The sequence below is a fragment of the Aquimarina celericrescens genome (assembly GCF_042682765.1).
GTDB lineage: Bacteria > Bacteroidota > Bacteroidia > Flavobacteriales > Flavobacteriaceae > Aquimarina > Aquimarina celericrescens.
The window spans coordinates 803,366-828,995 of record NZ_JBHUHY010000002.1; the positions used below are offsets into that span (position 1 = coordinate 803,366).

General features: G+C 34.8%; 17 protein-coding genes. 12 read left to right on the plus strand and 5 right to left on the minus strand.

Features of this window, described 5'->3' with window-relative positions; all coding sequences use genetic code 11:
• Positions 1-211 precede the first annotated feature (211 nt).
• A complete protein-coding gene (locus tag ACFSJT_RS03450; protein ID WP_378318801.1) occupies positions 212-952 on the plus strand; it encodes a LytR/AlgR family response regulator transcription factor in 741 nt (246 codons plus the stop codon).
• A 17-nt stretch (positions 953-969) separates the two neighbouring features.
• Here the strand turns inward: ACFSJT_RS03450 and ACFSJT_RS03455 are convergent, their stop codons facing one another.
• Together ACFSJT_RS03455 and nagB are read right to left on the minus strand one after the other, a co-directional pair.
• On the minus strand, positions 970-3,033 hold the full coding sequence (locus ACFSJT_RS03455; protein ID WP_378318802.1) for a beta-N-acetylhexosaminidase: 2,064 nt from the start codon (positions 3,031-3,033) through the stop codon (positions 970-972).
• 9 nt (positions 3,034-3,042) lie between these two features.
• Positions 3,043-5,016 carry a glucosamine-6-phosphate deaminase gene (gene nagB / locus ACFSJT_RS03460; protein WP_378318803.1) on the minus strand — a complete coding sequence of 658 codons (1,974 nt, stop codon included), beginning with the start codon at positions 5,014-5,016 and terminating at the stop codon, positions 3,043-3,045.
• 345 nt (positions 5,017-5,361) lie between these two features.
• On the opposite strand from nagB, the gene ACFSJT_RS03465 reads away from it, so the two are divergent.
• Positions 5,362-5,577, plus strand: a complete 216-nt coding sequence (locus ACFSJT_RS03465) for a hypothetical protein (protein WP_378318804.1) — start codon at positions 5,362-5,364, stop codon at positions 5,575-5,577.
• Complete coding sequence (locus tag ACFSJT_RS03470; protein WP_378318805.1) at positions 5,570-8,887, plus strand: VCBS repeat-containing protein; 3,318 nt, start codon at positions 5,570-5,572, stop codon at positions 8,885-8,887. The genes ACFSJT_RS03465 and ACFSJT_RS03470 overlap by 8 nt, the downstream gene beginning before the upstream one ends.
• A 64-nt stretch (positions 8,888-8,951) precedes the next feature.
• On the opposite strand, the gene ACFSJT_RS03475 is transcribed toward ACFSJT_RS03470, so the two are convergent.
• From ACFSJT_RS03475 to ACFSJT_RS03485, 3 genes are all read right to left on the minus strand, one after another.
• Positions 8,952-10,793 carry an Ig-like domain-containing protein gene (locus ACFSJT_RS03475; protein ID WP_378318806.1) on the minus strand — a complete coding sequence of 614 codons (1,842 nt, stop codon included), beginning with the start codon at positions 10,791-10,793 and terminating at the stop codon, positions 8,952-8,954.
• Between the two features lie 120 nt (positions 10,794-10,913).
• Entirely contained in the window at positions 10,914-12,506 is a 1,593-nt protein-coding gene (locus ACFSJT_RS03480) for a RagB/SusD family nutrient uptake outer membrane protein (RefSeq protein ID WP_378318807.1), read from the minus strand.
• A 10-nt stretch (positions 12,507-12,516) separates the two neighbouring features.
• Entirely contained in the window at positions 12,517-15,516 is a 3,000-nt protein-coding gene (locus ACFSJT_RS03485; RefSeq protein ID WP_378318808.1) for a carboxypeptidase-like regulatory domain-containing protein, read from the minus strand.
• A gap of 241 nt (positions 15,517-15,757) precedes the next feature.
• On the opposite strand from ACFSJT_RS03485, the gene ACFSJT_RS03490 reads away from it, so the two are divergent.
• The 9 genes from ACFSJT_RS03490 to ACFSJT_RS03530 all read left to right on the plus strand — a co-directional run bounded on the left by ACFSJT_RS03490 (position 15,758) and on the right by ACFSJT_RS03530 (position 25,402).
• Positions 15,758-16,807: a sensor histidine kinase gene (locus ACFSJT_RS03490; protein ID WP_378318809.1), complete on the plus strand. Its 1,050-nt coding sequence runs from the start codon at positions 15,758-15,760 to the stop codon at positions 16,805-16,807.
• On the plus strand, positions 16,804-17,529 hold the full coding sequence (locus ACFSJT_RS03495; RefSeq protein WP_378318810.1) for a LytR/AlgR family response regulator transcription factor: 726 nt from the start codon (positions 16,804-16,806) through the stop codon (positions 17,527-17,529). Before ACFSJT_RS03490 ends, ACFSJT_RS03495 begins: the two co-directional genes overlap by 4 nt.
• A 12-nt stretch (positions 17,530-17,541) precedes the next feature.
• Entirely contained in the window at positions 17,542-19,482 is a 1,941-nt protein-coding gene (locus tag ACFSJT_RS03500; RefSeq protein ID WP_378318811.1) for a sodium:solute symporter family protein, read from the plus strand.
• An 18-nt stretch (positions 19,483-19,500) separates the two neighbouring features.
• Positions 19,501-21,126: a M1 family metallopeptidase gene (locus ACFSJT_RS03505; RefSeq protein ID WP_378318812.1), complete on the plus strand. Its 1,626-nt coding sequence runs from the start codon at positions 19,501-19,503 to the stop codon at positions 21,124-21,126.
• Positions 21,123-21,932 (plus strand): arginase family protein, encoded by an 810-nt coding sequence (locus ACFSJT_RS03510; RefSeq protein WP_378318813.1) that lies wholly within the window; start codon positions 21,123-21,125, stop codon positions 21,930-21,932. Before ACFSJT_RS03505 ends, ACFSJT_RS03510 begins: the two co-directional genes overlap by 4 nt.
• 3 nt (positions 21,933-21,935) lie before the next feature.
• Complete coding sequence (locus ACFSJT_RS03515) at positions 21,936-22,874, plus strand: carbon-nitrogen hydrolase family protein (protein ID WP_378318814.1); 939 nt, start codon at positions 21,936-21,938, stop codon at positions 22,872-22,874.
• Positions 22,875-22,879: 5 nt separating this feature from the next.
• Positions 22,880-23,566, plus strand: a complete 687-nt coding sequence (locus ACFSJT_RS03520) for an FMN-binding protein (RefSeq protein ID WP_378318815.1) — start codon at positions 22,880-22,882, stop codon at positions 23,564-23,566.
• Between the two features lie 58 nt (positions 23,567-23,624).
• Positions 23,625-24,152, plus strand: coding sequence for a GNAT family N-acetyltransferase (locus ACFSJT_RS03525; protein ID WP_378318816.1), 528 nt, complete (start codon positions 23,625-23,627; stop codon positions 24,150-24,152).
• A 266-nt stretch (positions 24,153-24,418) separates the two neighbouring features.
• Positions 24,419-25,402, plus strand: a complete 984-nt coding sequence (locus ACFSJT_RS03530; protein ID WP_378318817.1) for a TIR domain-containing protein — start codon at positions 24,419-24,421, stop codon at positions 25,400-25,402.
• Positions 25,403-25,630: the final 228 nt, after the last annotated feature.

Here is a 25,630-nt window from a genome sequence, read left to right on the forward strand (position 1 = left end):
GCCAATTGAGAAAAGACTAAATGACTTCCCATATAAAAAAGAATTTAGAAATTTTTATTAGAGCATTTTCTTCATGAATGATCAAAAAATAGGGCTTTGAATTATTTGTATTAGGTTTTGCACTATTTGACCTATTTCAACTGTTAAGATTAGAATACATTAGTCCCGATAGCACTTAGTGTAACACAAATAATCATAATACCCCCAACTCATGAAAATAAAATGCCTAGTACTCGATGATGAACCATTAGCTATAAAAATTATTCAAAAACATTTAGAAAGTTTTGACAATTTTGAGGTAACTCATACCTTCAGCAATCCAGTTGACGCTTTTAACATGATCTCAAAAGAGCCTGTAGATCTGGTTTTTCTGGATATCAATATGCCAAGATTAAACGGTATTGAATTTATAAAGAACCTTACAATATCTCCCTTTATTATCATTACCACCGCTTATAGAGAATATGCCGTTGAAGGTTTTGAACTTGATGTTATAGATTATTTGGTGAAACCGATATCCTTAAAAAGATTAATGAAAGCATTAAATAAGGTTTCCCAACAGATCAACCTACGATCAGAATCTTTAAAAAATAGCCACCATAATTCTTCAGCTAACACAAATTATAAACACAGTAATCATTTCTTTGTAAAAGTAAATAAGAAAATGGTCAAAATTTATTTCAATGACATTTTGTATATCGAAAGTCTAAAAGACTATGTTTCTATCAAAACAGCTACCAAAGATTATATTACTCACTATAATCTTTCGGCGATTACCAAATTGGTGCCTGAGTATGAATTTATGCGAATACACCGGTCTTTTACAATTGCATTGAACAAAGTAAATGCCATAGAAGGAAATTGTGTTCAAATTCGTGATAAAATGATACCCATTGGCCGAAATTATGTCAAAGAAGTTAAGGGTAGAATTCTAAGTGGTTTTGTAGTTTAACCAATACAATACTTGTTTTATTTATTCATAACTTTTTCTTGTTTCTTAAGATGTTTAATTAACTTTTCAAAAGAAGGAACCAACACTAATTCGACATCTACAACAGGTACTTTTGCCATTTCGATATATTTATCAAGGACTTCTAATTGAGCAGAAGTAATCTTATTATTCTTGACATAATAATTTAGGATATATGATATTTTTGAAAGGTTTTCTGCCATAGGTTTTATTTGATTTATGATAGGATTATCAAAATCATCTAAATTACTGGACAATAAACTCCATCTTTGTAAATATTGATTTAGTTGGATTCGTATTTTTTTATCGTTTGGTTGTTCAATTAATTGTGATACGAGTTTTCCAAATGCTTTAGCATCTTTAGCATCGCTGGTACAGGCATCTGCGAACAAAGTAAAGGGAGCATAGGTCTGGTATTCCATACCTCCTTTATTTCGAGTATATTTTTTTAAAGGCTCGCATACCTTTGATAAGGCTAAAATTGCTCTAATGTCATTACTTTTAGTAATATTTCTAAGTATAACCTCTTTGTTTCTAATATGCGTTATTCCCAGTTTTTCGAGTTGTAAGCTAACATTTTCGAGTCTTACATTCATACTTTCAATATCAGTTACTTCTCTGGGTGACCAAAATCTTTCTGCAACAGCAGCTGTTCTTGGCCAAATTCTGGAGTCAATAGTGACCGGAGTTACCAGCTCGCTCCACATAGTCACCTCTCCACCCAAAATCATTTTTTCTTGTTCCTTTGTCAAATTAACTCCTTTTGGATGTGGGTCTACCAGGTAATGGTCTTCTACTGGTAACATCAAATCTACATAATACCCATTTGAGAGGATAGTTTGGTAACCTAATTTGATAGCCTGTATAAGAGATTCTCCTGCGGGTAATCCTTCATTCACTCCTCGCCAAGAATGGATTATTGCCGATTTTTCTATTTCGGGGCTCATGATCTCTTCCCAACCCACGATTTTTTTATTGTATTCCTTAAGAATTTTCTGTAATCTAATATTAAAATGGGTTTGCAGTTCATGATTTGTTTTCATACCATGCTGCTCTTTAAATTTTTTGATTTTTTGATTCTCATCCCAATGCTTACCCTCATTTTCGTCGCCCCCGATGTGAAAATATTCATCAGGAAATAAACTTGCCATTTCTTCAAAAAGTGAGGACAGGAGCTCATAAGTTTTTTCGTTAGTAGGATCCAATGTAGGATGGAAAATCCCAGCATTTCTTTCAATTTGATATGTAGTGTCTTTACTGGCAATCTCTGGATAAGCGGTTAAAATTGCTGTTGCATGACCTGGAACATCAAATTCTGGCAATACACGTATACCTCTGTCTGAAGCATATTGAATCACTTCTCTTATTTGTTCATGAGTATAGTATTGCCCATCAGAGCCGAGTTCATGAAGTTTTGGATACGTTTTTGATTCTACCCTGAAACCCTGATCATCTGTTAAGTGCCAATGAAAGACATTTAGTTTAACAGCAGCCATGGCATCCAGGTTTCGCTTAATAACATCTAAGGGTTGAAAATGCCTGGCCACATCAATCATTAATCCTCGCCACGGATATCTAGGTGAATCAATAATGTTTATAGAAGGTACATAAAAGTGTTCAGCATTTGAACGAACTAATTGCAGTAGCGTCTCTAATCCTCTAAGAACCCCTATATCTGTTGGTGCACTAAGTTCAATATTCTTAGAACTAACATTAAGGATATACGATTCATCTTCAAATAATTTTAGTTTACCTTCTCGTTTATAAGCTATCTTAAAAGGTGATATATGATCCTTTTGCTTTACAGGAAAACCATGTTTAAAAAATACACCGGTTTCATTACTAAGTTTCCTAACAAAACGTGTTACTGCTTTCTCAATCCTTTTACTAGAGTTGTTCTGAATACTTACAACGAAATCCTTATCTATTATAAATTTCCCATCATAGAGCTCTATTTTCTTGGGTAAGGGCATTAAATTGCTTAGATCTTTATCTTTGTACTGGCCAAAACCTAATTGAATTATGAATAAACTGAATAGTAAAATAAAAAAAATTCTTCTCATCAAAAATCTTTAAAATTGATGTCGTTTAAATGCTTCTATCGCGGCATAATCTGCCAGTCCTAATTGGTGGTATTTTTTAGCTGTTTGTTGATTACGCTCTTCCGCTCTAACCCAAAATTCTCGTGAATCATCGCCTTGAAACATAACTCCATCTTTTTGCGATTGATGAAAAAAGATAGCTTTTCTCTTCTTTAACACTTCATCGGGGCTTAAGGGGACAGCCATTTCAATATCATGAATATCCCATTCTTGCCATGCTCCCCGATAGAGCCAAACCCAGCAATCTTTCATAAAATCCTCTTCTTTTAACGTTTCTAAGGCTTTAAATAAAATATCAAGACATACTTTGTGAGTACCATGAGGGTCTGCCAAGTCTCCTGCAGCAAAAATCTGATGTGGTTTTATTTCTTTGATTAATTTTACGGTCATCGATACATCTTCTTTCGAAAAAGGTTTCTTTTTTACCGTTCCTGTTTCATAAAAAGGTAGGTCTAGAAAATGTACATAAGCGTCTGGAAGTCCAAAAAAACGGGTTGCTCCCAAAGACTCGCCTCTTCTTATTAAACCTTTAAGATTTCTTACATCAACCGAGTCTATAGTATTTTCTTGTTTTGTTTTTAAATCATTTAGAATAGAAGTTGCTTTGTTATCTATTTCTGCTTGTGACTCTATATTCTTTATCACCTCAGCATACTTAATAGCCTCTTCATCAGACACCGCAATATTACCAGAAGTCTGATATGCGATATGCACTATATGGCCCTGTTCTACCAAACGAAGAAATGTTCCTCCCATAGAGATGACATCATCATCTGGGTGCGGACTTAAAATCAGCACTCTTTTTTTATGAGGCGTATTTCGCTCTGGTCTATGAGTATCATCTGCATTTGGTTTCCCTCCAGGCCACCCTGTAATGGTATGTTGTAACGTATTAAACATTCTAATATTTAGGTCATATGAAGACCCTTCATCTGCCAGGAGACTAGACATCCCATAATCGTTGTAATCTTTCTCAGTTAGTTTTAAAATTGGTTTTTGTACCTGATGACTTAACCAAATAATTGCTTTACTTTTCAGTTTCTCATTCCAGCGACAAGGTCCTACCAACCAGGGTGTTTTGATTCGGGTAAGTTCTTCTGATGCTTCCTGGTCTAAAACAAAAGTAGTATTGCTATGATGCTGAAGATAAGTTGCGGGGATATTTGGAGAAACAGGTCCTTCAATGGTTTGTTTTACGATCTCTGCTTTCTTATGCCCCCAAGCCATAATTACAATACGATTTGCTTTTTTAATTGTTCCTATTCCCATAGTAATAGCCCTCTTTGGAACATTATCTATACCAAAAAAGGCAGGAGCCGCATCAGATCGCGTTAGGTGGTCTAAACTTATGCTTCGGGTTACAGAATTATAATGCGAGCCCGGTTCATTGAATCCAATATGGCCGGTTCTTCCAATTCCTAATAATTGAAAATCCAGTCCGCCAAATGAATTAATTTTCAGTTCGTAATCTATACAGTACTGATGAAGATTATCTTGCGGTATAGTTCCGTTTGGTATATGAATATTCTCGGGTAAAATGTCTATATGGTCAAACAAATGTTGATTCATAAAATAATGATAGCTCTGTACATTATTTTTATCCATGGGATAGTATTCGTCTAAATTAAAAGTTACAACATTGGCAAAACTTAATCCCTCTTCTTTATGCATTCGTACAAGTTCTTCATAAACTTTAATTGGCGAAGAACCTGTAGCAAGGCCCAAAACACAAAATTCTTGTTTATCTTGCTTTTCTTTAATTAATCCCGCAATTTCCTGAGCAATAATAACAGAGGCATAGTCTGAACTTTTAAAAATGACGTTATGAATTTTTTCGAATCGAGTATCTTCAAACTTACCCGCTTCTCGATAGCTAATATCTTTGTAATATGGCACAGTATTATTTTTATTTAATGTACTATCATACTGGGTTTCTGAATTCATTTTTAAATTAAATTAGTTCATTAATAACTTATAAAAAATGAAGCTATCACCTATCTCGTTTTTATGAAAAGTTTTTCGACAGATGACATAAAAGGAATTACAAATGACTCAAAATATCGATTATATGGTTCTATAAACAATTCATAATAATGTTTACAAAATATTGAAGGCTCTAAGACTCAAAACTCCTTAAAATCAGTATCGTGTGGTCATAGTCAAAATCAAGTTGTTCGTCTATAAAAGCAGGTTGTCTAGAGGATAAATTGAAAATCAAAAAAAATGTTCACTAATTTGAATTGTTCAGCTGTTATTCCATTAATGTGATTATGAACTCATCTTGACTTTTTGTTTTTAACCAGGGTCGACCAAAAGGGAGAAGCCAGAAGTAGCGATGGCAAAGAAATTTGTCCCGATGAGGCACTTTTTGAAAACTATAGCAGCGCTACAGGTAAGAAAAGTGACAAAATGTGGTTGAATTTCAGACATTTTTTAGGAAATAGAAAAAGTCAAGATGAGTTCTATATCAAGTTATCAATAAAACCAACAAAACATAATGCTTAACAGAATTTACATACTATTTATAACAGTAGTACTACTCGGTTGTAATAATGAGAAAAAAGATAATCATGAATCAATAACTCTTACTCAAAAAAAAATATTCGAAAAACTCCCTGAATCACATACCAAGGTTGATTTTAAAAATACAGTGACCGAAACATTGTATTTCAATTTTCTTAATTATTCATACATTTATAATGGCGGTGGTATTGCAGTTGGAGACATCAACAATGACGGACTAGAGGATTTGTATTTCGGTTCGAATCAAGAAAGTAATAAACTATATCTAAATAAAGGAGATTTTGTTTTTGAAGATATTACTACAAAAACAAATGTTACTGATGACTCTGGATGGACCACAGGGGTTTCTATGATAGATATCAATGCCGATGGATGGTTAGATATCTATGTTTGCAAGTCAGGTTCTCTTCAAAATGAAGGATTAAGAAAGAACAAACTTTATATCAACCAAAAAAATGGTACTTTTTTGGAGCAGGCAAAGGCGTACGGCTTAGATTCTAAGGCGTACTCAACTCAGGCATATTATTTTGATTTTGATAAAGATGGGGATTTAGATATTTATCTTGTGAACCATAGACCAGATTTTAATAATAATGTTGCTATTGATCTTAAGATTCAGCTTGATTTTCGCCAAGATAGTACAGATCAACTTTTTGAAAATATAAACGGCACTTTCAAAGATATTACCACTACTTCAGGGATTCTTAATAAAGCCTGGGGGTTAAGTGCGGCTATTGGTGATTTCAATGAAGATGGTTGGCCTGACATTTATGTTGCTAATGACTTTTTGGAACCAGACTTTCTTTATATCAATAACCAAGACGGAACTTTTACAGACAGAATTCTTGAAATATTCGATCACATTCCGGCTAATAGCATGGGTTCTGATTATGCAGATATCAATAATGACTTGAGACCTGACCTGATAACTCTTGATATGCTTGCCGATGACCATCAAAGAAGTAAAGAGAATATGGCTACGATGAGTACCGAAAATTTTAACTATTTGGTGAATTTGGGATACCATCACCAGTACATGTCCAATATGCTGCAGTTAAATCTTGGTAACGGTGTTTATAGCGAAATAGGACAAGTTTCAGGAATTGCGAAAACCGATTGGAGCTGGGCTCCACTAATAGCTGATTTTAATAATGATGGCTTAAATGATCTCTTCGTTACCAATGGAATACAACATGATTTATCTAATCAGGATTTTAGGAATCAAATGAAAGACAATATCCGTAATCGAAAAAAAGTAACGCTAGAGCAAGCCATTAGTATGATGCCTTCATCCAAATTGCAAAACAAAATGTTCGCTAATCAAGGGGACCATACTTTTTTACCAAAATCTGAAAACTGGGGATTATCAGAAAAAGTGAATTCAAATGGTGTTGTCTATTCTGATCTTGATAATGATGGCGATCTGGATCTTGTTCTTAATAATCAATCTGAAGTCGCCACTATTTATAGAAACAACCAGTCCAATAATTTTATCTCAATTACGATCAAAGGGCAGCATCATAATCCAAACGGAATCGGGGTCAACGTAACCGTATATACAAAAAGTTCACATCAAGTAAAAGAATTATACACCAGTAGAGGGTTCCAGTCATCGGTTACCAATAAAATTCATTTCGGATTAGGAAAAACTAATCGTATTGATAGCATCCTGATCCAATGGCCCAAAGGTAATATTAGCAAATTTAATAATATTCCGGCTAACCAAAATCTAGTTATAGACTATCCAAATAACAAAAATGATTTCATCTCAGCTATCAAAAAGCAATCTCAATTTTTATCGGTACATGACGCTTCAAAATTCGGAATTAACTACAAAAATTATGAACAACCATTTGATGATTATGCGCTGCAACTCCTGTTACCCCAAAAACAAAGTGAGAAAGGAGCTGCATTGGCTGTAGCCGATGTTAATAAGGATGGAAGAGATGACTTTTTTGTAGGTAATGGCAAAGGTGTCTCTGCTACTCTCAACATTCAAAATGAAGATGGAAGCTTTAGATTATCAAGTCGTGAAGCTTTCCAAAATGACAGTGATTATGAGGATAAAAAAGCGATATTTTTTGACATGGACAATGACAATGATCTAGATTTGTATGTTACTTCAGGAAGTTATGAAGACGTTATAAATAGTTCTTTGCTTCAGGATAGAATTTATGAGAATGACGGCAAAGGAAACTTCAAAAGAACGAATGTGCTGCCAAAAATACTCTCAAACTCAAATGCAATTGCCGCTGCAGATGTTGATCAAGATGGGGATCAAGACCTTTTTGTAGGTGGTGGCATTATACCCGGAAAATATCCATTGTCGTTTCCCTCATTTCTATTAAAAAACAACAATGGGACTTTTACCAAAATGGCAAATAAAGACATTGTAGGTTTTGATACTTTAAAAATTGTGAATGACGCTGTTTTTTCAGATTATGATCAAGACGGTGATCAAGATCTTTTGGTCGTTGGTGAGTGGATGTCAATTCATATTTTTGAAAATAACGATGGTTCTTTTAAAAAGTCAGAAATTCCTGAATTACATAATTACAAGGGCTGGTATTTTAAAATTCATCCCTCTGACCTCGATCAAGATGGTGATACAGATTACCTGATTGGAAATTTAGGTCAAAACAATAAATTTCATCCAAATCAGGAAAAACCGCTACATATTTATGCAAAAGATTTTGATGACAACGATAGTTTTGATGTCATCCTTAGCAAGGAATCTAAAGGAGGATTGTTATTACCCATTCGTGGAAAAGAATGTTCATCAGAACAGATCCCAGAATTAGCACAAAAATTCAAAACATATAGAGAATTTGCTTCAGCTTCTTTAAGAGATATCTATGGAGATAAAGACTTAAAAGAGGCTACTCATTATATTGTTACCGATTTCAGTAGTATGGTAATGATAAATAACGGAAACGGAACTTTTGACATACAGGAGTTACCTAAAGCTGCACAATTCGGCCCAACCACAGATTTTCTAGTCGCAGATTTTAATGCTGACGGAAACAAAGATATTTTTGGAATCGGCTCGCTATATGAAGCCGAAGTTGAAACCATAAGATACGACGCTGCTAAAGGGTATTTTATTTTTGGAAATGGAGTAAAAGATCAAATAGCTTCGTCATTAAAGCTTCCTAATGTTCTAAACCGCTTGCAAACCAAGGCTATGGAGTTTATAAAAATAAACGGAAAAGAATATATCATTCTCTTAAGCAAAAATGACAGATTAAAATTTATAGAATGGAACTTCAATAAAGAAAACCCCAATAAATAGCAGCCACAAAGCTATTATATTAGGGTTTCCAACAATTAAAAACTAACTTATTTCAATAATTTTATTAATTACAAGTTCCGATAGTTTTCCACCAGTGTTCTCCACTGCCAGGGGTTACCCAAAGAGGACCTGTTTGTGCTTCGTATAGCGTTCCTTGGTAAACCGCTCGATCTCCTTGATTATATATAGTAGGATAGGGTTGCCATGCTGGAACTGTGCTGCAAGATCCGCCTCCTCCACCAGAGGATTGAACGGTAATTGCGACTGTAGCCGAAGTATTGGTTGCTCCTAAATTATCTGTAGCTACTGCTGTAATGTTGTAATTCCCTACAGCCACATTAGACCAATTATACGAATACGGACTTAAGTTATCTTCTCCTAGCTTGGTACTTCCTTGAAAAAATTCAACTTTAGCTACACTTCCATCACTATCAGAAGCAGTTGCAGATATGGTGATAGGTTGACCTACAGTTATGGTAGAATTGTTCGACGGAGCCGTTATGGTTACCGAAGGAGCTTGATTACCAGTTCCTCCACCTCCATCGCAATTTCTTATAAATTCCCAAGGGTTAGGATCTGTATTGGCTGAAGGAATGTCTCCTCTTGTCCACCATTTTGCTTTGTACAAGCTGCTTTGATATACAGCTTCCTGACCAGCGGTATAGGTATTGGTAGCAGCCCATGATGCTGAATCACAACCGGTACCACTACCGCCTCCACCTCCATCTCCTCCTCCGGAGTAAGGTGATTCTGGGTAATTCTCTGCATTAGCTATTGCTTGTGATTGTGATGCCCCTCCCAAAACTTGACTGGCTACATGCAAATATCCATAAGCCGATGATGCACCATCACCCAATAACAATTGCCAGATCATGATACCATCATTGTTAGAATTATTCGCCGCAATGTGACCTGAAAGATCTGCAATTGTCTGGTAGGTGTAGGTGTAATAGGGACCCCAGGGTTCGTTAGGATAATGGGTTCCTGCCGCAATAGAAAATCCATATTGATTTGCATAATGCTTATAGGCATCATACATAATTTTCCGATTACTTGCGGCACCTGTATTGTATCCTTGATAGGCAATTAAATCAATTTTATCACCAACGGCCTTCATAACAGGTATCATATGCCCGGTCGTAGCAAAACCAAACAAGCTAATCGCCTGGTTTGGTGAAGTAGCATTGTACAAATTTGCGTCAGATTCTCCTGTAACTACATTTCTTCTGCTATATGCATAGGGCGACGCAGCATCATCATTGTTTAATCCTCCCAAAGCGCCAACACCAGCAGGCGCACACGCTAGCAAATATTGACCTTTTGGCATGATAGCCCTGGAGTTATTGAAAAAATCAATAAAACGTTGAACGTTAATTGGATCTCCGATAGTTGCAAAACTTCCGTTAGGTTCAAAATCCCAGTCGATTCCTTCGAACCCCATATCATCCACCAGATCTTTTATTTGCTGATAATTGATATCATAAGCGGCATTAGATCCCCAATAGGTCTCTCCTCCTACCGATAAAATCACTTTGATACCTTTGGATTTTAAAACAGCAACAGATTCTTTTAATGTAGCTCCCCCATATGGTGTTTGAATACCTGTATTCGTAATATCTAAAGAACCTTTTTGATATCTCAGATTAGGTTTGGCAAAGGCTAAAAAGACATGAGTTACGTGTTTAGGGATGTCTCTTAATTTAGATCCCTGACCTGTAGTTGTCCAACTTTCTGACCAAGAGGGAAAGTATCCTAGAACAATGGGCTCGGTAAGTGCTTTATTAATACTCAGGGACTCATTGGGATTTTCGGCCTCGAGTGTTTGATCTAAAAAATTTTCATGGGTACATGAAAATAAGCAAAGCTGCAATAGAATGACTGCGGTAAGTTTTTTAAGTAGTTTCATAATCTAAATGGATGTTTGTGTTAGGTAATTGTCTCCTCATATGTCCTTTCAATTGATAAAAAGAGAGAAACCAGATTGATATTCTAACTTCCCTCTTTTCGGGATTTATAGCAATTCAAATTAAAAATTTCCTCCGGGCACATCCCACCAAAGTCGTGTACCTGCATTATCGGGACCACCTAGTTTAGTAACAGCATCTGCTACTCCATCAGGATTGGTCTGTAACTCACTGTCAACAAAAGGTATCCTACGAATCTGAAGATCCGTATCAATAACTCCTCCGCTTTGGTTACTTACTACTGGAAATATCTTTGGGTATCCTGTACGTCTATATTCGCTCCATGCTTCCTGTCCTTCTGGAAACATAGCGATCCACTTTTGTGTGATAATTCGTTCTAATTTTTCCTCGTTCGAAGCAGCTTCATCCCAAGCAATGGTGATGTTGCTTAAAGCTGTAATGCTATTTGCAGCATTAACTGGATCTACATAATCATTAGGTGTTAGCGTAGCATTAGTTATATAGTTATTCGATCCACCTAAACTGTACTGCTGAAACGATGTGATTATACCTTGTTCATAATTTGCCTGAGCGGTACCAGCTCCTGACCATCCTCTTAATGCGGCTTCAGCCTTTAAGAAAAATACTTCGGCAGCTGTCATTAGTTGCACTCGAGGAGTTAAAACGTCATCTGCAAGCAGTGAAAAAGTAACATAATCTGCTTTTTGTGCCAGCTCATCATCATAACCAGATAATAAAGGAAGTCCATTTCTAACTCCTTTAAACTCCCCTTCGCTTACTTCAGAAGGGTCAAAATAGCTATTAATTCTGGGGTCTTCATACCCTACCAAAATGGATTCCATTGAAGCATTCATACGGATATCGCCCCAAGAATTATTTATTGTTTTTACAGGATGATCTAATGTTCCATTCACAAAAAAACTTTCTGTATTAGTTTCTATAACTCCGTTAGGATGGCTTAGGGATTTCTCGGCCTCGGTTTTTGCCTTTATGGGATCTGCCTTTGAAATACGAATTGCTAACCGCAAACGAAGAGAATTAGCATATTTTATCCAATTTTCATAATTACCCCCGTACGATAAATCAAAAGCTGTAAATCTTGGACTATCTATGTTATCAGATAATATCTGAACAGCTTCATCAAGATCATTAAAAAATGCACTATATGCTTCTTCTTGAGAATCGTATTCACTAGTGGTTGCCGATTCTCCAAACTTTGTATACACTATCGGACCAAAAACATCTGATACTCTATGCATTGCGGTTACCTTAAGAATTTGTGATACTGCAAACAATTCTGGAAACTCATCTTTTGTTTCATTTTCTATTGTTTTAGCATTGTTCATTACATTAGAATATGGAACGCTCCAGATAAAATTATTCCAACCGCTTACCAAATTATACGTTGTATTATTAGCCCCTGCTACAAACGGTCGTGGATTAGTCATATATCCAGAAAACACATCTGCATTTAAATTCTGCTGTAACTGAAAAGACCATGGCGGTGTGTATTGATAAATGTTTTCAAACATCGGTTTGTATAGTGAGCCAACATTCTGAAAATCTACCTCTAATTGCTCTTGAGTTATATTTCTTGGATTTCCATCAATATCATCTAACCCTTCTGAACAAGATGAAAATATCATCGAAAAGACAACTATGCCCGATAATAAAATATTGCTAGTGTTTTTCATTTTATTTTTTTTAAAAACTTAAATTAATATTCAGTCCCCAACTTCTTGTCGAGGGAAGTCCTAAAATATCAACGCCCTGTAATGCGTTGCCTGTACTCAATGATACATTAGGATCATGCGGAGCATCTTTATAGAAAAAGAACAAGTTATTCCCAATTAAAGAAGCTTTTATATTTCTAAAGAAAGAAGATTCAGATAATTTAAAGTTATATCCTACTGCTAATTCTGCCAATCGAATATTGGTTGCACTGTAAACATATTCACCAGTGAATCCGTTTCTTCCTCCGGCTAACCCATAATATTCCTGGGCAGTAAGAGTTGATACTTCTCCAGCTTCATTAACAACCTCAATAGCGGCATTTTCTGTTTCTCTTTGTGTATTATTACTTAATCCTTCAACAATTGCCTCTGTCATACTTATCGTTTCCCCACCAAATCTTCCATCAATCAAAAAATCAATATTTATATTTTTGTAGGTGATAGAATTATTCCAACCTAATGCAAAATCTGGATTCGCATTACCTACTTTCTCAAGACCTGCAATCGTATTTTCAGGATTTTGATCATTGATAACTATAGCTCCTCCTTCGACAACAGGTCTTCCACTGGCATCTCGCTTTACAACCTGTGCATAGATATCACCATATGAACCCCCTTCTACCAAATAAGAGGCAAAGGTATTAACACCGGGAGGTGAAATTACTTGATTATCGATCTGTACCTCATCTGAAGGATTACTAATTTTTTCAACCTCATTGTCATTAGCTGCAAAGTTGATATTTGAGGTCCATTTAAAATTTTCTGTTTGTACGGGCACTACAAAAACCGAAGCTTCAACACCTTCATTGACTATATCACCAGAGTTGACCCCTACTGTGACTGATCCTGCACCGGTTGACACCGCAACCTGAAAATACTGATCTATTGTATTGGTTCTATAATATCCAACATCAAATCCGAATCGATCCTGGAAAAATCGCCACTCAGTTCCGATTTCAAATGATTCTTGCTGTTCTGGACGAACTTCTCCAAGTGGTCTTACCGGATCCAATGGACTTAAACCTCCTCCAAATAGAATTTGTCTTTCCGGAAATACTGTATTTGCCGGTACATCATTACCTACTTCGGCATACGAGGCTCTGATTTTACCAAATAAGACATCACCGATATCAAATATTTCGCTTATAATACCTGTTACACCGACTGAAGGATAAAAATAAGAGTTATTGCTAGAGGGTAAAGAAGATGACCAGTCGTTACGAGCGGTGAGATCAATAAAAACTTTTTCATCAAATCCTACCGTTGCGCTTCCAAAAATAGAATTTACTTTTTTCTCTAATGAGGTCTGAGAAAAGGATACCCCGGGATTAGCATTAAAATTCTGTATTGAAAATACATTTGCAAATTGTAGCCCGCCGTTAGTACCAGAATCTGCATTTAAAATTTCTACAGTATTCCTTGTAGTAGTTGCGCCGACATTTGCAGATAAACTAATTTTATTGAACTGCGTATTTATATTCACAATTACATCTCCGTAAATTTGTCGTATATCCTGCTCATTAAAAATATATCGACCATTTGCAGGAGCCAAAGTTGCTTCTGTAGTTGCAAACACTTGTTTATCATAACTTAAAAAACTTTGATCGTACGTCCCTCGAGTTTGCACTGATAACCAATCACTAATTCTAAATTTTAGATTCATAGAGGCTAGTAACTTTCTATTCATATCCTCACTGGCGTTTCTATTCAATATCCAATAGGGATTTTGTTCTATGTCTGAAGTAGCTCTAAACCAACGTTGACTTTGAATATTTCTGTTTGGATCAAATACTTCAAAATTTTCATAATCTGAAAGCTCTTCTCCAGGCGAATCAAAATTGTAAGCTCCAACCAATGGATTAAAATACAATCCTGAAACTGGACGATTATCTATAGTTTGAGTTGTGGCCAACACACTTGCGTTAGCGGTGAGAACTCCATCAAAGAACTTTGCCGTCTCCCGAATATTTATTGTATGTTGTTTCAAATCATTGGTTGGTAATATTCCTGATGCAAATGTGTTAGAGTATGAAAAATACGTTTGCGCATTCTCTGTACCGCCAGAAGCTGATACAGAGGTTATAGAAGTAACTCCAGAGCTGAAAAAATCTTCAATATTATTTTCTGCCTCATCATTTAAATCTATATAATACGCTGCATTTTCAACAAGCACATTTGATGAAAAGTCTACTTTAAAACTACCTGCTCTCCCCTTTTTTGTAGTAATTAGTATTACTCCATTTAAACCTGCACTACCATATAAAGCAGATGCTGAAGCTCCTTTTAAAACTGTTAACGATTCAATATCGTCTGGGTTAATAAGTGCTAAAACATCACCTCCATCTTTATTACCTCCATTGAGATCTCCAAAGGTATCGATAGGTTGTCCACCTGTCGGGTTTGACAAAGGAACTCCATCAACTACATACAAAGGTTGATTGTTTCCTAGTGATGCGTTACCTCTTAAAGTGACTTTTACTGATCCCCCTGCGCCAGAAGAACTACGATTAATAACCAAACCAGAAACTTTTCCTGATAGACTATTTACTGGATTAGTTTGTCTTACCTTTTGTAATTCATCAGCGTTAATATCTTGTGCCGCATAAGTTAATGATTTTCTGCTTTTTTGGATTCCCAATGCGGTTACCACTACATCCTCAAGTTGTTCTAAGCTCTCTTCCATGGCTACATCAATTACGTTAGATGCACCAACGGTTACAGAAGTCGATGCAAATCCTAAGTAGCTAAATTCCAGTACATCGCCTGGAGACGCTTCTATTGAGTAGTTACCATCAAAATCTGTTTGTACTCCTTTTGTTGTTCCTTTTACAATAACATTTACTCCTGGAAGCGGCATTGAATTTTCACCTTTAGAAGTTACTGTCCCCGATATTGTTTTTTCTTGTGCTTTTGCCTGCTCAATAATGAACAAGGATAAAAACATAGAAAAAATCAAAATAGTTTTTTTCATGAAATTAAGATTGAATTTGTTCGTTTATTCTTTTCTAAAGGTATATCTGAATAAAATTAAAAAGGAAATTAAATATCCAAACAGCACAAAAAAAACAACAAACAACACTTTTTTGGACACCAGTGTTTTCGAGATTTACACTTTTTAAAATAATCTGCCAACTATTTTGTTTTTGAACAAAAAAACACATAATTTTTTCACGTTTTTTAACACTTTTTCACAAAATCATAATAAAAACAAAATGCTTACCGGTATATCTAGAGCGTATAGCAATCCAATTTCTTTGAAATATCATCTCCTATTTTGGGTATCTTATTTTATGATCAATTTTATACGCTGGGGAAGCTATTTTGGGGATTATACCTATTCCTTAAAATCCAACCTAGTAGAATTTCCTATTCATATACTATTAGTTTATTTCAATATTTTCTACTTAATCCCAAAATTTATTCTAAAGAGAAAATTCTTGCTATATGTAATTTTCTTATCGCTTGCGCTAGTTATGGTTTATGTGGTAAGAACTGGACTCAATTTCTTTTTAGTTACCAAAAACATTTGGCCTGAAGCTATTGGAAGTCAAAAAGCATTCAGCTTTAATCACATTTTGGCAGTAATCATAGGAGAACTTTATGTAGTAGCACTGGTCACTGCTATAAAGCTAACTGCAGACTGGATTACCGAACGTAAAAAGAATGAATCACTTAGAGAGCTTCAATTACAAACAGAATTAAAATATTTAAAATCTCAAATTCAACCTCATTTTTTCTTTAATACATTAAATAATCTTTATGCTTTAATTATAGAGAAGTCTGAAAAAGCTTCTGATGTTGTTTTAAAATTATCAGAAATCATGCAATATGTACTTTATGATGTTAAAGAATCAAGAATAGGTCTACTTAGTGAAATAAATTATATCCATAGCTATTTAGAATTAGAAGAGCTAAGGCATGGAAATAAAGTAACTTCAAAAATTGAAATTAAAGGAGATATCGATGATGTTAAGATTCCACCGCTATTACTTCTTCCGTTCATTGAAAATTGTTTTAAGCATGGAGCAAAAAATAATGACGATATTGCTTTAAGTATTTATTTTGAAAATTCCGAAGATGAACAGCTTATCTTCAAAGCAAAAAACAATTTTAATCTACATAATGAGATCATTAAAAAGCATGGCATTGGGATTGAAAACATTAAAAGACGGTTAGAATTACTATATAAAAATAAATATTTATTAGAAACCAAAATTATAGATGATACATATAATGTATTATTAAAAATCCCCATTTTATGATCATTAGATGCATAATAATAGATGACGAGCCATTAGCCATAAAGGTAATAGAATCGCATTTGGCTGAATTTAAAAATATAGAATTAGTTAATTCTTTTGATAATCCATTAGATGCTTTACAAACTATTGAAAGTGGAAACATAGACGCAGTTTTTTTAGACATTAATATGCCCGGAATGAGTGGATTGGACTTTATCAAAAACAGTCGACATGATTACCAAATCATTATTACTACTGCTTATCGTGAATATGCAGTAGAAAGTTTTGAATTAGATGTTCTCGATTATTTGGTAAAACCTATTCCCTTTAATCGATTTTTGAAAACGATTAATAAGTTAAATCAAGCTCTTAATCAAAATCAAGCTAAAAACGATGATTATATCGGAAACAAGGATCCGTTTATTTTCTTAAAGGTCGATAAAAAACTGGTGAAAATTTTATTAAAAGATATTCTATTTATTGAAAGCCTAAAAGACTACATCAAAGTTATTACTGTACAAGGTAATTATCTAGTTCATAAATCTCTTACAGGAATTACAGAAGAATTACCTAACTCTAATTTTATACGTGTTCACAGGTCTTATACCATAGCCATAGATAAAATAAAGTCGGTTGAAGGAAATTTGGTTGAGATTGGAACAAAAAAGATTCCTATTGGCCGTAACTATGTAAAGCATGTAAAAGAAACCATTTTTAATAACAATAAAGACTTACACGTCTAAAAAATCATTTAAATGATCACATTATCAACGCTTGACCTTATTCTAATATTTTCTTTTTTTACACTTACCCTGGTAATTGGAATTGTAGTTTCAAAAAAATCGGGAAAAAATACCAGCGAATTTTTTCTTTCCGGGCGCAACATGCCCTGGTGGCTTTTGGGATTATCAATGGTTGCTACTACGTTCTCGACAGATACTCCCAATTTGGTAACCGATATCGTTAGAAAAGGAGGTGTATCAGGTAACTGGGCCTGGTGGGCATTTTTGATCACAGGACTACTTACTGTATTTGTATATGCCAAGCTATGGAGAAAATCTAATGTAAACACCGACATCGAGTTTTATGATCTCAGATATGGAGGAAAACCCGCTCACTTTTTAAGGGGTTTTCGGGCCTTGTATCTTGGTGTTATTTTTAATGTTCTCGCTATGTCTGGAGTTACCTTGGCCGCTATAAAGATTAGCCAGGTAATGCTTGGACTTGATCCTTTATATACCGTAGGAATTGCAGCATTAATCACTGTTGTTTTTAGTGCTGTCGGTGGTTTTAGAGGAGTAGTGTATACAGACTTCGTGTTATTCTTTACAGCAATGGTGGGAGCCATTGGCGCTGCTTATTATTGTATTAACCTTCCTGAAGTAGATGGTATCACAAACTTAATTGCGCATCCGCAAGTTATCGATAAAATCTCCCTACTACCCGATTTTGATAATACAGAATTATTAATCACATTATTGATTATCCCACTTGCAGTACAATGGTGGAGTTCATGGTACCCTGGTGGAGAACCTGGTGGGGGCGGATACATTGCACAACGTATGCTTGCTGCAAAAGATGAAAACCATGCGATAGGTGCAACTTTTTTCTTTAACATTATGCATTATGCAATACGTCCATGGCCATGGATTTTAGTTGCTTTAGCTTCTTTGGTACTATATCCTAAAGATGATATCAATACTATGGAAGCCGCAAAACATAATTATGTAGAAATGCAAAAGTTAGAAAGTACCAGAACATTAACAGATGAAGAAAAAGAACAAATGGATACGTATTACTTTGCTTCTGAAGGATTAACAGCTATACGGCAAGCTTTTCCCGAAGATAAGGTACAAAAGGATAAAATCGGTCACGATTTGGCGTATTCGGCTATGCTTACGAGATTGCCCTCTGGTTTATTGGGTCTGGTATTAGCTTCTCTAATCGCTGCTTTTATGTCGACAATATCAACACACCTTAATTGGGGATCTTCTTATATCGTTAACGATTTTTATACGCAACAGGTCAATAAAAATGCCTCAGAAAAAGAATTGGTAAGAGTTGGAAGAATTTCTACAGCCGTTTTAATGATCATAAGTACAATTTTAGCTCTCAAACTAACCAATGCTAAACAAATTTTTGACTATATCATTATGTTTGGTGCCGGTACCGGATTAATATTTATTTTGCGTTGGTTTTGGTGGCGTATTAATGCCTGGAGTGAAATCTCTGGTATGTTTGCGTCTGGTATTGTTTCTGTTATTTTCAGTTTAGAATCGGTTAACCTTGCTTTATTTGAAGAAGGAATCCTACCGGGATGGTCCAAATATCTTCTCGTCGTTGGTATCACAACAGTCATCTGGTTAGCGGTAACTTTTTTTACAAAACCAGAAGACAATAAAGTCTTATTCAATTTTTATAAAAAAACACAACCTGGAGGACCGGGTTGGAAAACTACGATCAAAGCTGCTAAAGCACAAAAAGAAAATATACAATCCGATTTCAGTACATGGAGCGTTCCTTCAGGTATTTTGGCCATGTTAGTGGGTTGTGTTTTGATCTATGGAGTACTTTTTGCTACCGGATATTGGATCTATGGCAGATATACTCTTGCCATTATTTTAACCATTGTGGTGATCGCAGCTACTTATATTTTAAGTAAGTTGTGGAAGAAAATTAAAACCACTATTTTGTAAGTTTTAAGCTTACAAATAATGAATAAATCTATATTATTTTCACTATTCGTGTTTCAAACTTTATTCTTGGCTGGCCAGGAGCAACTATTTACACGACAAGATACGTTACGGGGATCAATCACTCCTGAACGTGAATGGTGGGATCTAACTTATTATCATTTGGATATTAAAATAGATCCTGATCGCAAATATATCTCTGGTAAAAACACGATTCACTACGAGGTCCTAAAAAAACATGATGTCATACAAATAGATCTGCAGCCACCTTTAAAAATTGAAAAAGTACTACAAGATGGTAGAAAACTAGAAGTGAAATCAGAGGGTAATGCACATTTTATCACACTTTCAAAAGCACAAAAAAAAGGAAAACACAACAGCATTGAAGTTTACTACAGCGGAAATCCAAGAGAAGCAGTTCGTGCACCATGGGATGGCGGAATTTCCTGGAAAAAGGATAGTAACGGCAACCATTTTGTCGCCTCTTCGTGCCAGGGATTAGGTGCCAGTATTTGGTGGCCGAATAAAGACCATATGTATGACGAGGTTGATAGCTTACTCATTAGCGTAAATGTACCCAAAAACCTGATAAACGTTTCTAATGGCAGGCTACGTGAAGTAGAAGAGCATGATGATCATACTAAAACATTTCATTGGTTTGTAAGTAATCCCATCAATAATTATGGTGTGAATGTCAATATAGGGGACTATGTACACTTTGGAGAAAAATATGAAGGAGAAAAAGGAACGCTGGACATGGATTATTATGTATTAAGAGATAATCTGGAGAAAGCAAAAAAACAGTTCAAAGATGTTCCCAAAATGATGAAAGCTTTTGAGCATTGGTTTGGTCCCTACCCCTTTTACGAAGATAGTTTTAAGCTGGTTGAAGTGCCATACCTGGGAATGGAACATCAAAGCTCAGTAACTTATGGCAACAAATATCTTAATGGGTATCTAGGGAATGACCTTTCTGGTTCAGGATGGGGCATGAAATTCGATTTTATTATTATTCATGAAGCCGGACATGAATGGTTCGCCAATAATATCACGTATAAAGATGCTGCAGATATGTGGATCCATGAAGGGTTTACTGCTTATTCTGAAAATTTATTTCTTGATTATTACTACGGGAAAAAGGCTGCCTCAGAATACGTTATCGGTACTAGAAGAAATATTCAAAATGACAAACCGATTATTGGTACGTACAACGTTAATCATGAAGGATCTAGCGATATGTATTATAAAGGAGCAAATATGCTGCATACGCTAAGACAACTTTTAGAAGATGATGAAAAATGGCGATCCATCTTGAGAGGGCTTAATAAAAGTTTTTATCATCAAACCGTAACCACAAAACAAATAGAAGATTATATTAGTACAGCTACACAAATTGATCTTACAGAGTTTTTCAACCAATATCTTAGAACTACCAAAATACCTACTCTAGAATATAGTTTCAGTGAAGGAAAATTAAGATACAGGTATACCAATATTATAGAAAAATTTGACATGCCTGTCCGTATTTTTATAGATGACGAAACAAAATGGATACGACCTAATGCAGCGTGGCAAACTATAGATCTCAAAGGCAATGAATTAAGGGTAGATCCTAACTTTTATATTCATATAAAATCGCTACCATGAAAATATATTTCCCACAATGGCAAGGTTCTGGTAAAGGAAAATCTATAGCATCGGGTGCAAAAGCAATTTTAGATAATATAGATGACCCCGAGTTTATCAAAATTCCTCTTTCAACAATTGAAGCCGGAGAAAACGGAATCCAAAAGTACTGTATCAATAATTATGATGCCATTTTCGGGCAATTATTGCGTTTAAAAAAACAAATTAGCGATAGCGAACCTAAAACCCTAAAGATTATAGGTGGTGATTGTGGTTTAGAAATCGTTCCTGTTTCTTATCTAAATCAAAAATATCCTAACCTTGGCGTGATTTGGTTTGATGCCCATGCCGATATTAACAAACCATGCGACTCCCCCAGTTGTAATTTTCACGGAATGCCTTTACGTACATTATTAGGTGAAGGAGAAGAACAAATGAACGATCTTTTGTTTTCAACTATTGATGCGTCACAAATTCATTATGTAGGACTAAGAGATATTGATAATGCTGAAAAAGATAGAATTGATCAAGGAAATATTTATGCTCCGGCTAATATCAACATCCAAGATCTGATCACTACCTTAAAATCAAAAAAAATTTCACACCTATATCTCCATTTCGATTTTGATTGCCTAGAACCCTATGAGTATGACAAAACGTATTATCACGTTGATAACGGATTAAAAATAAAAGCTGCCGAAGCATGCATTGAAGCTTTAAAAGATAACTTTAATGTAGTAGGGAGTAGCGTACTAGAATCTATAGCTACTATTCCTTCAGAATTGAGGCCGATACATAACATCATTAATTTGTTAATGAAAAACTAGGATATGAAAGTAAAAGTAGGTGTAGTACAAGACAGTCCTGTATTCTTTGATAAGGAACAGACTATCAAAAAACTAGAACGTCTTACAAAGAAATATACTAAAGAAGGCTGCGAACTACTTGTTTTCCCAGAATCATTTATACCTGGATATCCAAGAGGTTTCTCTTTTGGGGCAACTGTTGGAAGCAGAACCGAAGAAGGAAGAAAATTATTTTCAGAATATTATAATAATAGTATCGATCTTGAAGGTAAGGATCTAAAAAGGTTAGAGAAGCTATCTAAGTCACAGAATGTCTACTTAGTCATAGGAGTAACTGAAAAACAAGAGATAAATGGAAGTTTGTATTGCTCTATGCTTTACATTTCTCCCAAACTAGGTTTACTGGGAGTTCATAGAAAAATTAAACCTACCGGAACAGAACGCCTTATTTGGGGAGAAGCTGCAGGCGAATCATTAGTTACTTTTACTACTAAAATTGGAAGGTTAGGAGGTCTTATTTGCTGGGAAAATTATATGCCGCTTGCCAGAATGGCAATGTATCAAAAAGGTGTTGAAGTTTATATTGCTCCAACCGCAGACTCACGTGAAGAATGGACTGCAACCATGAAGCATATTGCTTTAGAAGGAAGATGTTTTGTATTAGGCTGCAATCAATACTATACAAAATCTATGTACCCAGATAAATATCAGCCCTTTGTCAAAAATGAACTCGAAGACATGTGTCCAGGCGGCAGCGTTGTCATCTCTCCGCTAGGCAAAATTATTGCAGGACCGCTTTTTGGAGAATCCGGTGTTTTAACTGCAGAACTGGATCTGGAAGAAATTAAGCATAGCAAACTAGATTTTGATGTGATTGGCCACTATGCCAGAAATGATATTTTTAATTTAGATATCGAAAATCAACCTGAAACAAAAGTTGAAAATAATAATACAAAAATGTAAAAGTTATGAAGGCAATCTCATTTTTAATAATACTTGTTTTTGTGAGTAGTTGTAAGCAAAAATCAAATACTATAATATCAACAGCTGAAGAATCAAAGAAAGAAATCAAAACCCAGGGTAAAGTATCTTCTATGGTAAAAGAGCTGATTGAATTTGCTCAGATTACCTATAACAAAGATTCGGATATGAATCAATTACTTCAAGCCAAAAAAATCGATACCAGTGGAGTTGTAACAGATATCAGTTTAAAAAAGGGGGGTAATATGGTTAAAGAAGTCATGAAATCGGGAGAATCTCAAGATGCACCCTTTTTTGAAGTTGCAAATTCAAATAAGATCATACTTCTAGCCACAAGTAGTGGGTATTCGGGACCTATTTGGGCAAAAATACTCATAGATAAAACCACATTAGAAATTCAAAAAGTTCAATTTGATCATCAAAGTGAATCAGAAGGATACGGCGCTGATGTGGTTCTAAGTTCGTTTGAAAATAAATTTACAGGCTCGAAAATATCTTTTACTTCGAATACATTTGGTTTAACACAAGACAAAAAGATGATAATTAAAGGAAATCAAAAGATAGACGGTATATCTGGCGCCACCATAACTAGTGAGGCCGTAGTAAGAATGTTGAATAATGATTTACTTACCTACAAGAATTATCTGGTGGATCAAATGAATACCAAAAACTGAAACTATGAATCTTTTTATAATCAACAGAACATATAATTAAACAACACCAAGGTAAACAATGACCGACGACCTTCCTCAATTAAAAACCAAAAGACTATGGTTACGCAAAATTGACCAAAATGACAGTAAAGCAATTCGTTTCTTAAGATCAAACAAAACGGTTAATCATTATGTAAAACGACCTGAAACGCAAACACTACAAGAAGCAATTGATTTTATAGATAAGATTAATAACGGAATTAACAAACAAGATTGGCTTTTCTGGGGAATCTCTACAATAGGTAATCCAGAGCTTATTGGTACTATTTGTTTATGGAATTTCTTTGATGATAGGAAAGTAGCAGAAGTAGGATATGATTTGCATCCAAAGTTTCAAAGACAAGGAATCATGAATGAAGCTTTACGTTGCATCCTAAATTACGGATTTGAAACGCTTAATCTTGATCAAATTGAAGCGTATACTCACAGGGAAAATGAATCTTCAAAAAAACTATTGATCAAAAATAATTTTGTTCTTATTCTTGATAGAAAGGACAATGAAAATGAAGATAATATCATATTCGCGGTTAAAAACTTTTCAAAATAAAAACAGAAAGTAGAACTTGCTTTCAAACGCTATTCTCGTTTTTATTTCTTTCTTTTTTACTTATTCAATTTGCAAATGCCCAAAAAAGTAAAAAAGAATATAGAATGACTAACATTTGGGTAAAACAAGAAAAAATGTGGAAACGGGCGGGATTTCATGATGGTGAAATAAAATGATGATCACTGTATATTCTTATACTCATTGTTTCAATAAAGATGCTATCTTTATTCTAAAATTAAAACCAACCAGAATAAGACCGTAGCTCTATGCAACTGATTTCTGAAGTAAAGATATCTGAGAAAAAATCACTTCAATTATTTAAAGGGGACTTAACCAGCATCCCAGACGAACACAAAATTGATTTTTTGGTACTTTCAGCATTTCCTGATAATTATGCTCCTATTACCACATCATTGATAGGGGCACTGCACCGTAAAGGGCTATCGGTGGATATGTTATCGCAAAATAAAGAAATAGATTTAAGGGCCTACTCACATTGCTGGATTTCCAGGAAGTTTAAATATCCAAATATTGAGAGAATCTTATGTTTTGAACCCGAGCCAGATCCGGCAGCCAATCCGTATTCACAAATTGCAGAAATATTCCAGAGCCTTACGCTAATCTCTAAAAGTCATTCGATCAAAACCATTGCTCTGCCACTATTAATGACCGGTGAACAAAACTATGATGTAGACAAAGTAATTAAAGAACTGGTAAATACCTGCTTATTATGGTTAGAAAAAGAGCCTTTTGAGACGATCAAAATTGTAGAAATCAGTGACGAGAAAGTCGCTTTGTTAAAAGCTGCTTTTAAGGAAAAACATAAGCGCTATCATAAGGCCAAAATCTTTAATGACTACGACTTTTTCATAAGCTATAGTAGAAAAAATGAACAAGAGGTCGAGATCATTAGAAAAGAACTTGGTGACACTTTTAATCTGTTTATCGACACTCAAGACATCGATGTAGGCACTAACTGGCTGGATAAAATAAACATGGCAATGGCGAGCTCAAAACGTTTTATTGTCTGCTTGTCTGATACGTATGTACAATCCAAAGTATGTAAATACGAATATTCTTTTTGTAATTTAAAGTATATACAAGAAGGTGGTGATACTGTACTGCCGCTGTATCTTTATTCTGCAGATTTACCCTTTGAGATGAGCATTCTTAATTTTTATAATGCGAGAGAGGGAAATGTAAAGAAAGTTGTAGATTTTTGTGAGATGATACGTTCAAAATATGTATAGCAATAAATTATAAGTATCCTTTTTGAAAGGGGATTATGTTAATTACTATTCATGTTTATTGCATTTTTGAGCTAATAAGTATGAATTAAGCTTTTAGTATATACTCTAAATGTTTTTAAGTAGTTATATATTATGAGTACATCTACTGGTAAGTATATTTAATTGTTAGCCAACATATCAAGCAACCAACGAAAATCATAGAAAAAAGCAAAATCAATACAAAAATTT